Raw genomic sequence first — 13,194 nt, forward strand, 5'->3', positions numbered from 1 at the left:
CACTCTTTCTTCTTATTGCGCAGCATCGGCGACGGCGACAGAGGGTGTCGCACTATCGATAGATGCCATCAGAGCCTTGTTCGCCTCACCTACATTGGTGGCGGCAGCGGCAAGCCAGGTATCGTATTTTTCCTGGGAGACGACGCGCACGGCGATCGGCATGAACGCATGGTCCTTGCCGCACAACTCGGAACACTGCCCGTAGAACAGACCTTCACGCTCCGGCCTGAACCAGGTTTCGTTGAGACGGCCGGGCACGGCATCGATCTTGACGCCGAAGGACGGCATGGCGAAGGCATGGATCACGTCGGCAGCGGTCACCAGCAGACGGACCGTTTTGCCGACCGGCACGACGATCTCGTTATCCACAGCCAGAAGGCGGGGATATTCGGTACGGTCGTCCTTGCCAAGGCCGGCGCGGTCAGCGTCCTGCAACAGAATGCTGTCGAACGTCACAGGCGTTTCACCCACCTGATATTCATAGCCCCAGTACCACTGAAAGCCCGTGGCCTTGACGGTGATATCGGGGTTCTGCGGCGGGGTTAGCTGCGCAGTCAGAAGCTGGAACGAGGGAATCGCCAAAAACAGCAGCACCACCACCGGACCAATGGTCCAGATCACTTCGATCAGCGTGTTATGGCTGGTTCTGGATGGCGTGGGGTGCGCTTTCTCACGAAAGCGTATGACGACAGTGATCAATAGCGCGAGCACAAACAGTGTAATCGGAACGATAAACCAAAGTGTGTAATGCTCGAACCATGTGATTTCCTCCATCATTTTCGTCGCGGCGGGCTGAAAATTCGTCTGCCATGGGGCAGGCTTGTCTGCATACGCACCGGAAGCAAAAAGCAGACAGGCAATCGCTGCCAGCGCTGCATACGCTCTCTTTGTCACTACCTATCTCCCTCGAGGGTTTGACCGAAATCAAACCGAAACTCATGATCCCTATAGTAATACGTGTTCAAACCACAGTTTCCGCGCCGCCGCAACAGCCGCGAGAGCTCTGTCATGCGGCAATTTGCACAAACCGTGCCTTGCTTTTAAAGCGTCCAACAAAGTGTTCACGACGCACACCATAGCACAGTTTGCCGCAAAGCAGCCACCATTGAGGGCACGCACCGTCCAATTTCCGCCATATGCGGCTGGAAATGAAGCGTCGGGGCTTTTCATTTGGAGACCAGCACTCCAAGAATAGCGCAATGATTCGAGTTTTTGAGGTTTTCATGGGCCTGTTCTCCCTTTCCCGACTGTTGAAGGTCGCATTCGGGCTTGCCGTCATCGCCCTTCCAGCGCTCACGCCCGGACTGGCATCTGCACAGCAGCCAGCGGCCCAGCCGGGCGCAGCCACACCGGGACCAGCAACAACGCCCGGTCCAACAACACCAGGTACCGTCAAGTCCAGCCATGGCGCATGGTCCATTGTCTGCGATCAGCCCGCCGGCGCATCTGCCGAGCAATGCGCGCTGATGCAGAACGTGATTGCCGAGGACCGGCCTGAGGTTGGGTTGTCCGTGGTGGTGCTGAAAACGGCAGACCGGAAAGCGAAAATCCTGCGCGTTCTGGCCCCACTCGGCGTTCTTTTACCCAATGGTCTTGGGCTGAACGTGGATGGCAAGGACATTGGCCGGGCCTATTTCGTGCGCTGTTTTGCCGATGGCTGCTATGCTGAAGTCGTTCTGGAAGACGAACTGCTGAAAACTTTCCGCAGCGGCGCGAGCGCAACCTTCATCGTTTTCCAGACCCCCGAAGAAGGTATCGGCATTCCCGTGGACCTCAAGGGCTTTGGCGCGGGCTACGACGCCCTTCCATAATATTGAAACTGTATCTTGGCGTAGCGCTTCGCGCCGCCTACATGCGGTCGATAAGCACGGCGCAAGACAGCGCCGGAGCGGAGTATTGCTATGAACACCGATCTTCTTACGCTGTTTGACGGCGACGAGGCTGCTATTCGCAGCGTTCTCAACGAAACGCTTGGGCGCGCCGATGATGGCGAACTTTTCATTGAGCATATCCAGTCGGAATCCCTGTCGTTCGACAATGGCCGCCTGAAGGGCGGAAGTTTCAACACCGATCAGGGTTTTGGTCTGCGCGCCGTGGCGGGCGAAGCCGTGGGCTATGCCCATTCCGGCGAACTGTCGCTGGCGGCGTTGCGCCGTGCCGGTGATGCCGTGGGCGCAGTCTCGCGCGGCTATGAAGGCACCTATTCTGCGGCTCCGCATGGCACCAACCGCAAACTCTACGGCGATGAAAACCCGATCGGCGCACCCTCTTTTGAGGAAAAGGCAGCGCTCTTGACCGAGATCGACGCCTATCTGCGCCGCGATCCGGCGGTGCGGCAGGTCAGTGCGTCGATTGCTGCAAGCTGGCAAGTGGTTGATATTCTACGCGCCGATGGCCACCGGATGCACGATATCCGCCCGATGACACGGCTGAACATTTCTGTTGTCGTTGGCGATGGCGACCGGCAGGAAACAGGCTCGTTCGGCACCGGCGGGCGGCGCGGCTTCGGCGATTTCATCACACGGGAGAGCTGGCAGAAAAGCGCCGACGAGGCCCTGCGTCAGGCCCATGTGAATCTCACCGCTATCGACGCACCGGCGGGCACGATGGATGTGGTGCTGTCGTCCGGCTGGCCGGGCGTGATGCTGCATGAGGCGGTCGGCCATGGGCTGGAAGGCGATTTCAACCGCAAGAAGACCTCTGCTTTTGCCGGCTTGCTGGGCCAGCAGGTGGCGGCAAAAGGCGTGACGGTGGTGGACGATGGCACCATCGACGCCCGCCGTGGCTCGCTGACAATCGATGACGAGGGCACGCCTTCGGCCTATAATGTGCTGATCGAGGACGGCAAGCTGGTGGGTTACATGCAGGACCGGCAGAATGCCCGCCTGATGGGCATGACTGCCACCGGCAATGGCCGCCGTCAGGGCTATGCGCACACGCCCATGCCCCGCATGACCAATACCTATATGCTTTCGGGCGACAAAACGCCGGAAGAGATCATTTCATCGGTGAAGAAGGGCCTATATGCGGTGAGCTTTGGCGGCGGGCAGGTGGATATCACCTCCGGCAAGTTCGTGTTCGGCTGCACGGAAGCCTATCTGATTGAAGATGGCAAGATCGGCGCGCCGGTCAAAGGGGCGATGCTGATCGGCAATGGTCCCGATGCCATGCAACGGGTCAGCATGATCGGCAATGACAGCAAGCTGGATACCGGCATTGGCAATTGCGGCAAGGCCGGCCAGTGGGTGCCGGTGGGCGTGGGCCAGCCGCATTTGCGTATGGACCAGATTACCGTGGGTGGTACGCGGGCTTAAGGGGACTTAAGCTGGCCTGAGCACTACGACAGCATCGCGATGCTGATCACAGCCGCGCCTGTCTCCTCCCTCATTCCTGTGCTTGGTCCACAGGAATTCACCCACACGAACACTTGCCGTTTAGAAACTGTGGATCCCTGTGGACCAAGCACAGAGATGAAGGTGGAGAGGACTGAGCAAGACCTTTGAAGGGTTGTGTGTTTGGCCTTTCTCACTTCATAACCTTGTATTGCGTACGGACTGACCATGATTTTTAACCGACTTCGCAACTCGCTTCGCCGTGCCGTTACCACGGGCGGACTGGAAGCATCCCGCATGATGCAGAAGGCCGGGCTAATGACCGGCGCACGCGGGATCGGGGCGATTTTTACGCTGCACCATGTGCGACCAAGGATCGACAAGGAGTTTGCACCCAACGCGCATCTGGAGGTCACGCCTGAGTTTCTGGATGCCGCGCTGACGCAACTTACCAGCGACGGCTATCGTTTTCTTGCCTTGTCCGACCTGCCCGCCTATCTGGCGGCAGGGGATTTCAGCCAGCCCGTTGCGATCTTTACGCTGGACGATGGCTATCGCAACAATGTGGAACATGCACAGCCGGTTTTCACCCGGCACCGGGTGCCGTTTACCCTGTTTGTAACCGGCGGCTTTACCGACAAGACCCACACACTGTGGTGGGAAACACTTGCCGAACTGCTCGGTAACAACAGCGAAATCACCTTCGATTTTGGCAAGGGTGAACGCCTCGTGCCCCTGCACTCAAGCGCCGAGCGGCAGGCTGCATTCGACCGGTTTGCCAGCCATATTGCGACCGGTGACGAGGCGCAAGCCGTGGAAGCGCTGAACCGCGCAGCACGGCGCTACCGGGTGGACCCGGACCTGATCGTGGAGCGGCTGACGCTGCACGCGACGGAACTGCAAACGCTTTTGCTGAACCCGCTGGCAAGTCTCGGCGGCCATACGATCAGCCACCGCGCGCTGGCGCGCTTGACCGAAGATGAGGCACTCGGGGAAATCACAGGCTCGCTGGACAGTATCGAGGCCATCACCGGCCAGCGGCCCACGACCTTCGCCTATCCCTACGGCGATCACCGCGCCGGGGAGCGAGAGTATCGGCTGGCACGCCAAGTCGGGGTGGCGGTGGCGGTTACCACCCATCCGGGCGTGCTGACCGGAGACGTGACCGAGGAACTGACCGCCCTGCCCCGCATTTCGCTCAATGGATATTATCAGACGCCGGAGACGGTATCAGCGCTTGCCTCCGGCATCCCCTTTCGGCTTCGAAAAATCTGATTACGGATACATCCGCACCTTGTCCCAGCCCTGATCGATGCTCGCGCGGCGAAACTCGATGCGGTCGTGCAGGCGGAATTTACCATCCTTCCAGAACTCGATGGAGGTGGGCATGATGCGGAAACCGGACCAGTGGGCAGGCCGGGGAATCTCGCCGATGGCATAGCGGGCGGTGTACTCCGCCACTGCCTTTTCCAGCGCAAACCGGCTTTCCAGCGGTCGTGATTGCTTGGAAGCCCAGGCACCAATCCGGCTTCCGCGGGGCCGCGTTGCATAATACTCATCGGCTTCCTGATCGCTGACGATTTCAACCGGGCCGCGTATGCGCACCTGACGACGCAGCGACTTCCAGTGGAAGCACATGGCCGCTTTCATATTGCCTAGAATTTCCTGGCCCTTCTGGCTTTCGAAATTGGTATAGAACGTAAAGCCGCGCTCATCGAAACCCTTGAGCAGCACCATGCGCACATCCGGCAGGCCATTGGCATCGACGGTCGCCAGCGCGACGCCGTTGGGATCGTTGATCTCACTGGCTGTGGCCTCTTTCAGCCAGCCTTCAAACAGGGAAAAAGGTTCGCTCGTTTCTGTGAAGTCACCGGTTGTTAACCCATTTTCCGTCATGCTAGTGTCCTGTACTTGATATTGGCAAGTGTGTTGCCAAGTTGATTGCCAAGGCTCGAAAGTGTGAACAGGGTATCCGTGCGACACATAGCAAAGACGAAGGCAAAGACCAAGGCTGCGCGCAGACATGCAGCGCGCGTGGCGACAATTTGTAGCTGCATCATGCTCACCGGATGTATGGGCGGCGGGCTGGATATTGCCGAAAGCTTCAAGGTAGATCGCACGGTGAAGACCGGCTCCCTGCCGAAGGACCAGAGCACCGACAACGTGTCCGATCAGGTGACCGTTCGCAATGCCGTGACCTCTGCCGATCTGTCGATGGTCGGCAAACAGCCTATTCCGTGGGCCAACACCACATCGGGCAGCGCCGGTGTGATTAATGCCGTTACGGAAAAACGTGACCCCGACGGAACCGTCTGCCGGGATTTCAGCACCACGCGCCATTCCTATGGCGGCATTGCCAACTTCAACGGCCAGACCTGCCTTCTGCCCAATGGTGAATGGCACATGTTAAGCTTTGCGCCGCAGGGCTGAGCACCACATTAACCACAATCCTCTAAAACACCGGATGAACACGAAGCTGCTGCTTAGCAGACAGCTTCGGTAAGGCATCGTTAATATTTTCGGGATCATCCTCATCTGCCAGCGGAACCGGAGATGAATGACGCGCGTTTCGATGCTATATTAGACGCCTGAAACCACATGATCTCGGGTTGACGGACGGTTCAGGGGTGAGGCAATGCGCGATCCATATTCTGTGCTGGGTGTTCGAAGAAATGCCGGACCTGAAGAAATCAAGGCCGCATGGCGCGCCTTGGCCAAGCTTGTTCATCCCGACCAGAACCAGAGCGATCCCGATGCCACGGCGCGTTTTGCCGAAGCTGGCAGAGCCTACGAGGTCTTGAAAAATCCCACGCTGCGCGACCGGTATGACCGCATGCGCCGCGAGGCGGAACTGCGGCGCGAAGCCGAGTTGCGCCGCATGGAACGGATGAAACAGGCCCGCATGCAGGAACAGGCAGAAGCCGAAGCGGCCCCGCAGAACGACCAGAAGACCGAAACAGCCGACGACATTATTGCCCGGATCTTTGGTGTCGAGCCACAAGCGGCAAGAGTTGAAGAGCCAGCATCTGAAGGCAACGATACCGAGGCACCCCCGACGGCTGCGCGCACCGCTGCGCCTGCCTCCGATCTGGTATCGTCCATCGTGCGCAAAATCCGCGATGCGGCCTTGCGCCGGGCCGAACCGCCGGAGCAGGTTCCAGATATTGCCTGCGATGTGGTGGTGACACTGGACGAGGTTTTTGCGCGAGCCCGCGTAACCGTCACCTTGCCGAATGGGCAGGCGGTCAAGCTGTCCCTGCCCCTCGGCGTCAAGGACGGCGACGTGATTCGCATGACCGGCCAGGGTTACCGGTTTCCCGACATGCGGCGCGGCGATGCGCTGGTGACGGTGCGCATTGCGACCGACGAGCGCTTCCGGGCCGAGGGTCATGACCTGCACGTTATGCTGCCGCTTGATCTGACCAACGGTGTTCTGGGATGCGAGACCACGGTGGAGACGCCCACGGGGCTGGTATCCATTACCGTGCCGGAGTGGTCGGACTCCGAACGGATCATCCGTGTGGAAGGCAAAGGCCTTCCGAAACCCGATGGAGGACGCGGCGATTTGCTGGTGGATGTCCGGTTGATGCTGTGGAAAACACCCGACCCGAAAATTACCGACCTGCTGCGCAGCATGCGCGAGGGACTGTATTTGTAAGCTGTCACCTCACGGTTTCGCAGTGAAACGGGTTGCGCACCCATTATTACGGTCACTAACAGTTCCTGATACCACCCACGCTTGAACCGGGATGAAGCCTATGCCATAGGCTGATACCTGAATTTGAGGGAATGTCAGAGGCTGGCATTCCCAAGCGGATATGTATGCCGGTGCGGGCTTTGCGGTATGCCGTGCACAGGGCGAGTTGCGATATAAAAAAGGACATACCATGGTTGACGGGGCTGACGGTCAGGACAAACAAACGAACACATCTGGCCTGATGAAGGGAAAGCGCGGCGTGATCATGGGCGTCGCCAACAATCGTTCGATTGCCTGGGGCATTGCCAAGGCCTGTTCCGACGCCGGCGCGGAAATCGCGCTGACATGGCAGGGTGACGCGTTGAAGAAGCGCGTGGAGCCACTGGCCGCAGAACTGAATGCTGTCATGGCGGGCCATTGCGACGTGACTGATCTGACAACCATTGATGCCGTCTTCAATACACTCGAAGAAAAATGGGGCAAGATCGACTTCGTCGTGCATGCCATCGCCTTTTCCGACAAGGACGAGTTGACCGGCCGGTACGTTGAGACCAGCCGTGACAACTTTGCCCGCACCATGGATATCTCCGTCTACTCGTTCACCGCTGTTGCCGCTCGCGCAGAAAAGATGATGAATGACGGCGGCTCGATGATCACGCTGACCTATTACGGCGCAGAAAAGGTCATGCCGCACTATAACGTCATGGGTGTCGCGAAAGCCGCGCTGGAAGCCAGTGTGCGCTATCTGGCAGTCGATCTCGGTGGTCGCGGCATTCGCGTCAATGCCATTTCCGCAGGTCCGATCAAGACTCTCGCCGCATCCGGCATCGGCGATTTCCGCTATATCCTCAAATGGAACGAGTACAATGCGCCGCTGAAGCGCACGGTCTCCATCAACGAGGTCGGCAATTCGGCGCTCTATCTGCTGTCAGACCTGTCCACTGGCGTGACGGGCGAAATTCACCACTGCGACTCCGGCTATCACACAGTCGGCATGAAAGCTGTGGACGCGCCGGATATCTCCGTCATCAAGGAATAAACGCCGGTCATGCTGATCTATTTGATCCGCCACGGCCAGACGAGCTGGAACGCCGAAGCCCGGCTGCAAGGGCAAAAGGATATTCCGCTCAACGAGACCGGTTGCGCGCAAGCAACCGGTAACGGCCTCGCTTTGGGTCGCCTGATCGGCGACCGGGTCGGCACGTTCGATTTCGTCAGCAGCCCCCTCACCCGCACCCGCCAGACCATGGAGCGCATTCGCGTGGCCATGGGGTTGCCCGCTGAGGGTTACCGGACAGATGACCGCCTCAAGGAGGTGTCTTTCGGCGACTGGGAAGGCTCGACCATGGAAGAGCTGGTAATCGCAAACCCGGAGCGGGTCCGCGAACGCGAGAGCGCCAAGTGGGACTTCATCCCGCCGGGCGAGGATGCGGAAAGCTATGAAATCCTGTCATGGCGGGTGGGTTCATGGTTGCAGAGTGTCACGCAACCAACCGTCTGCGTTGCCCATGGCGGCATTATCCGCACGGTTTTCAAACTGACCGGCGCGATGACGAAAGATGCAGCCGCCATGGCCGAAATGCATCAGGATCGTATTCTGGAAATCAACGGCGACAGCGTTCGCTGGATTTAGAGCACTTCCAGTTAACGCATGTTCACCAGAGGTGCTTGAACTCTTTGATTTGTCGCATTGTGCGGACGTGAAAACGAATCCGTTTCCCCTGGAAATGCTCTAGCAAGCGTGAAAGCGCGTTTGCGAAATCCCGTTGGACGAAAACGCGCTGGCAGGCTTACTGAACGATTTCGAGATCGTTGATGACGCGCTTGCCGTCCACCTCGGTGTAGAACACCACGACCTTCACGCCCGGCTGCAAACCATCAAAATTGAACTCCTCGGGAGCCTGGTAGTTCTTGCCGTCGTCCAGCGACAGGCTGAGGCCATTCGTATCCACTTTCGTGATCGTGGCCTCGATATCCGCGCTTTCGGCAAAGACAGAAAGCGGCGATAAAAAGCTGGCGGTGGCCATCAGGGCAGCAACAACATAGCGCATCGGTTCACACCTTCGGGAATCAGGTCAATCATCGTGGCATCATGAATGCCAGCTGAATGTGGCAAAAATTGCTCGCCCTCAAGGCCATTTCAGGTTTGCCTTCCTCCAAATAATCATGGTTAATGAAGCGTTTAGATGATCTGACCGGTCGGCTCGACCGTCGGCTGGCACTCTGCCTGAAATTCCAAAAACTTTACAATTTATTTATTACTTATATTTCTAATCATTAATTTAAAGGGGAGAGACGATTGATCAGGCTGGCCCGCACTGCTGGGGTTCGACATGCCCTGACCCATTGGGTCAGACTTGGGCTGATTCCGGCTGGCATCGCGACAGTGATCATTGTCGGGATCGGCTACGCGGTGGAATTGCGCAGCCGAACCGTGTTTCAGAAAGAATTATCGTTACGGACAGGCAATCAGCTTGAGTTGATTGCCGCGCGTATGATCAGCGAGATCAATACATCCGTTATCAGCGTTCGCGGCTTGACCAACGTGATAACGGATAAGCCGGGAATCAGCATGCCGACATTGGCGCAGCATGCGCAACTGACCTTACGGCAGAACCCATCGCTGATGTATCTGGCGCTGGCGCCGGCGGGCATTGTTCGCGTGGCCTATCCCGCGTCCCAGATGCGTGAGGTGCTCAACACCGACCTTCTGCAAGTCGAGCACCTGCGCGCAGCTGTGGCAGCTGCCCAAAGCACCATGCACCCGATGACGACAGGCCCGGCCCGGCTGGCCTCTGGTAAAAGCGGGTTTCATATTATCGTGCCGGTGGCTGGCTGGGGCGTGGTGGTCGCCATGGTAGACGAGACGAAGCTATACGCGTCCGCCGGTCTGAACACGCCGGGCAAAGGACTTTCAGACCGTCCGCATCGGGTGAAACTCGATATCGCCATGCGAACCGCGCCCGCCGCGGGATTGCCGCAACAGGTCTTTTTTGGTCCGGCTGACATATTCGACCGTGCACCCCAAATGCGCTCCATTGCTTTCATGGGCGGCACATGGGACATTGCCGGCGTGCCGACCGATGGCTGGAACCAGCCCCCGCCGGAATTGAGCACGATGCGCCTGAGCTTTGCGATCTCGGCTGGCCTGATGTTCTTTGTCATCTGTCTGATTGGCGGTCTTCTAAGCGAAAGACGCCGCAGCCGGAGTGCGTTGAAAATGCAGGAAGACCGTGTGGCGGCGCTGTCACAACGGCTGGGCCTTGCGCTGGAAGCGTCCAACATCGGCATTTGGGAAATCGATACGACCGATTGGTCCATGATGTTTGACGATCGAATGGCAGCGTTTCACAACCAGCCCGAAGGTGGCATGTTCGATTACAGAAGTCTTCGTCCGGTCATGCACCCCGAAGACGCCGAACGTCTGGATATGGGCTTTCGCGTCGCAGCCGAGCGGGAGGTGGGTGAAACTCTTTTCGAGTATCGTGTCATAACTCCGGATGATGGCGTGCGATATCTTCGCAGCGTTGGCACCAGCCATTTTGATTCCCGAGGTCGCAAAAAACTGACGGGCCTGACCTGGGATATAACGCAGGACAAGGAACTGAATGCCCAGTTGCTGGGGGCCAAGGCCAGTTCCGACGCCAAGAATATAGAGTTGGAAGAGGCCAAAAATCGGATTGAGCACAATGCGCTGCACGACCCGCTGACCGGTCTCGGCAATCGCCGCAAGCTGGACGATGCCCTGCAGGACATGGCCGAACAAGCCAGTCTGCACAGCGGTGGCATTGCCATTCTTCATATCGATCTGGACCGGTTCAAGCAGATCAACGATACGCTGGGCCATGCGGCGGGCGATGCCATGCTGGTACATGCCTCCAGAATTTTGAGCAAAAACGTCCGCGCCACTGATCTGATTGCGCGCATTGGCGGGGATGAGTTCGTGGTGGTGATCACCAATGTGACGTCACCGCAATATCTGAGTGAACTGTCCGAGCGTATCCTGGTGCAAATGCGCCAGCCAGTGGATTACAACGGCTATTCCTGCCGGTTCGGTGTGAGCATCGGCATTGCGATGGAGCAGGACAAGGGCGAAGGTATCGACGCACGCCAACTGCTGGTCAATGCCGATATTGCGCTCTACCGTGCCAAGGAAAACGGGCGCAACCAGTGGCAATTCTTCACCGAAATGCTGCAAGCGGAAATCGTTACCACCAAGCGCATCGCCGATGAAATACTGGGAGGCATCGAGGGTGATCAATTCGTGCCCTATTACCAGCCGCAGATTGAGGCAGGCACGCTCAATCTTGTCGGGCTTGAAGTACTGATACGCTGGAACCACCCGCGCGAGGGGGTGCTACCGCCAGCCCGGTTCCTGAAAATTGCCGAGGACCTGAACGTCATGGCCGCGCTGGACCGTATCATGCTGGAAAAGGCACTGGCGGACCGGGCGCGATGGCTGAAGATGGGGCTGCAGGTGCCGAAAATTTCCGTCAATGTATCAGCCAAGCGCTTGAGCGACAGTGGCCTGATGGCGTCGCTTGATGGTCTGTCGTTCCAGCCGGGAGAGATTGCCTTTGAGCTGCTGGAATCGATTTTCCTTGATGATCATGACGAGGTCGTTACCCGTAATATTGCCGATATCAAGGCCATGGGCATCGATGTGGAGCTGGACGATTTCGGGTCGGGTCACTCGTCCATCATCAGTCTTTTGAAAATCAAGCCACGCCGGTTGAAGATCGACCGGCAACTGATTCTGCCTGTTTTGCACTCCACCAATGAGCGCGCGCTGGTGCGTGCCATTATCGAAATCGGCAATTCTCTGGGAATCGATACGGTGGCCGAAGGGATCGAAACAATCGAGCACGCGGAAATGCTGACCGTGATGGGCTGTCATGTGTTGCAAGGCTATGCGTTTTCCCGACCGATTACCGCTGCGGATTTTGCCGCTCTGGCCACGCGCGAAGGCTGGCGCATGGCCTCCTGATGCGCATAAACCGTTTCCCTTTTTCAGGCGATATGGTTAGGAGTAGGCGACGTATAACGCTCCATACCGGTTGATTTCATGTCGCATAACACCTTCGGTCATATGTTCCGCGTTACCACATGGGGGGAAAGCCACGGGCCTGCGCTTGGCTGCGTGGTGGATGGTTGCCCGCCCGGCTTGCGTTTCACGCTTGCGCAGTTACAGACATGGCTGGACAAGCGCAAACCCGGGCAGAACCGCTTTGTCACGCAGCGGCGCGAGGACGATCTGGTGCGCGTGCTGTCCGGCGTGATGCTGGACGCAGACGGTGAAACCATGATCTCCACGGGAACGCCCATTTCGCTGATGATCGAGAACACCGACCAGCGCTCCAAGGACTATTCCGACATCGCCAGCCGCTACCGCCCCGGCCATGCCGATTATACCTATGATGTCAAATACGGCATTCGCGATTATCGTGGTGGCGGGCGTTCGTCCGCGCGTGAAACCGCAGCGCGCGTGGCCGCTGGCGGCTTGGCGCGTCTTGTCGTACCCGGTATGACAGTGCGGGCCGCACTGGTGCAGATCGGTAAGCACACCATCAACCGCGACAACTGGGACTGGGCTCAGGTGGACCAGAACCCGTTTTTCGCCCCCGATGCGGCTATCGTGCCGGTGTGGGAAGAGTATCTCGACGGCATCCGCAAGGCTGGCTCGTCCGTGGGTGCTGTTATTGAAGTGGTGGCGGACGGCGTGCCTGCGGGCATTGGCGCACCTGTCTATGCCAAGCTGGATCAGGACATTGCGTCCAACCTCATGTCGATCAACGCCGTCAAGGGCGTGGAAATCGGCAATGGCTTTGCCGCAGCAGGCATAACCGGCGAAGACAATGCCGATGAAATGCGCATGGGCGCAGATGGCAAACCGGTGTTTCTGTCCAACCATGCCGGGGGCATTCTGGGTGGCATTGCCACGGGGCAGCCCGTCGTGGCGCGCTTTGCAATCAAGCCCACCTCTTCTATTTTGACCGAGCGCCGCTCGGTGGATTCGCAAGGCCGCGACGTGGATGTACGCACCAAGGGCCGTCATGACCCCTGCGTGGGCATTCGTGCCGTGCCGATTGGCGAGGCGATGGTGGCCTGCGCCATTGCCGACCATTACATCAGAGACCGGGGCCAGACCGGCCGCCAGCGATAGGA

At 58.4% G+C, this 13,194-nt stretch carries 12 protein-coding genes; 9 read left to right on the forward strand and 3 right to left on the reverse strand.

What is annotated here, in order from left to right:
• Positions 1–12 precede the first annotated feature (12 nt).
• Positions 13–894 carry a cytochrome c oxidase subunit II gene (gene coxB / locus IFT84_RS01865; RefSeq protein WP_192116939.1) on the reverse strand — a complete coding sequence of 294 codons (882 nt, stop codon included), beginning with the start codon at positions 892–894 and terminating at the stop codon, positions 13–15.
• Between the two features lie 329 nt (positions 895–1,223).
• On the opposite strand from coxB, the gene IFT84_RS01870 reads away from it, so the two are divergent.
• The 3 genes from IFT84_RS01870 (at position 1,224) to IFT84_RS01880 (ending at position 4,607) form a co-directional block, all read left to right on the forward strand.
• The gene (locus IFT84_RS01870) at positions 1,224–1,811 is read left to right on the forward strand and encodes an invasion associated locus B family protein (RefSeq protein ID WP_446737569.1); all 588 of its coding nucleotides are present in this window, start codon (positions 1,224–1,226) and stop codon (positions 1,809–1,811) included.
• A 90-nt stretch (positions 1,812–1,901) separates the two neighbouring features.
• Positions 1,902–3,314, forward strand: a complete 1,413-nt coding sequence (tldD, locus tag IFT84_RS01875) for a metalloprotease TldD (RefSeq protein ID WP_192116941.1) — start codon at positions 1,902–1,904, stop codon at positions 3,312–3,314.
• A 246-nt stretch (positions 3,315–3,560) separates the two neighbouring features.
• Positions 3,561–4,607 (forward strand): polysaccharide deacetylase family protein, encoded by a 1,047-nt coding sequence (locus IFT84_RS01880; RefSeq protein WP_192116942.1) that lies wholly within the window; start codon positions 3,561–3,563, stop codon positions 4,605–4,607.
• Here IFT84_RS01880 and pdxH read toward each other — a convergent pair whose 3' ends face one another.
• Positions 4,608–5,228: a pyridoxamine 5'-phosphate oxidase gene (gene pdxH / locus IFT84_RS01885; protein ID WP_192116943.1), complete on the reverse strand. Its 621-nt coding sequence runs from the start codon at positions 5,226–5,228 to the stop codon at positions 4,608–4,610.
• Between the two features lie 78 nt (positions 5,229–5,306).
• Here pdxH and IFT84_RS01890 point away from each other — a divergent pair, with 78 nt between their 5' ends.
• The 4 genes from IFT84_RS01890 (at position 5,307) to IFT84_RS01905 (ending at position 8,662) form a co-directional block, all read left to right on the forward strand.
• Positions 5,307–5,762 (forward strand): RT0821/Lpp0805 family surface protein, encoded by a 456-nt coding sequence (locus IFT84_RS01890; RefSeq protein ID WP_342212820.1) that lies wholly within the window; start codon positions 5,307–5,309, stop codon positions 5,760–5,762.
• 205 nt (positions 5,763–5,967) lie between these two features.
• Entirely contained in the window at positions 5,968–6,990 is a 1,023-nt protein-coding gene (locus tag IFT84_RS01895) for a DnaJ C-terminal domain-containing protein (protein ID WP_192116944.1), read from the forward strand.
• A 229-nt stretch (positions 6,991–7,219) separates the two neighbouring features.
• Positions 7,220–8,068 (forward strand): enoyl-ACP reductase FabI, encoded by an 849-nt coding sequence (gene fabI / locus IFT84_RS01900; RefSeq protein WP_192116945.1) that lies wholly within the window; start codon positions 7,220–7,222, stop codon positions 8,066–8,068.
• 9 nt (positions 8,069–8,077) lie between these two features.
• Positions 8,078–8,662 carry a histidine phosphatase family protein gene (locus tag IFT84_RS01905; protein ID WP_192116946.1) on the forward strand — a complete coding sequence of 195 codons (585 nt, stop codon included), beginning with the start codon at positions 8,078–8,080 and terminating at the stop codon, positions 8,660–8,662.
• 157 nt (positions 8,663–8,819) lie between these two features.
• Here the strand turns inward: IFT84_RS01905 and IFT84_RS01910 are convergent, their stop codons facing one another.
• Positions 8,820–9,080, reverse strand: a complete 261-nt coding sequence (locus IFT84_RS01910; RefSeq protein WP_192116947.1) for a DUF1344 domain-containing protein — start codon at positions 9,078–9,080, stop codon at positions 8,820–8,822.
• 248 nt (positions 9,081–9,328) lie between these two features.
• Between IFT84_RS01910 and IFT84_RS01915 the strand changes: the two genes are divergently transcribed.
• On the forward strand, positions 9,329–12,016 hold the full coding sequence (locus tag IFT84_RS01915) for a bifunctional diguanylate cyclase/phosphodiesterase (protein WP_192116948.1): 2,688 nt from the start codon (positions 9,329–9,331) through the stop codon (positions 12,014–12,016).
• A gap of 78 nt (positions 12,017–12,094) precedes the next feature.
• A complete protein-coding gene (aroC, locus tag IFT84_RS01920; protein ID WP_192116949.1) occupies positions 12,095–13,192 on the forward strand; it encodes a chorismate synthase in 1,098 nt (365 codons plus the stop codon).
• The last annotated feature ends 2 nt before the right edge of the window (positions 13,193–13,194 follow it).

The organism is Rhizobium sp. CFBP 8762 (assembly GCF_014841565.1).
GTDB lineage: Bacteria > Pseudomonadota > Alphaproteobacteria > Rhizobiales > Rhizobiaceae > CFBP-8762.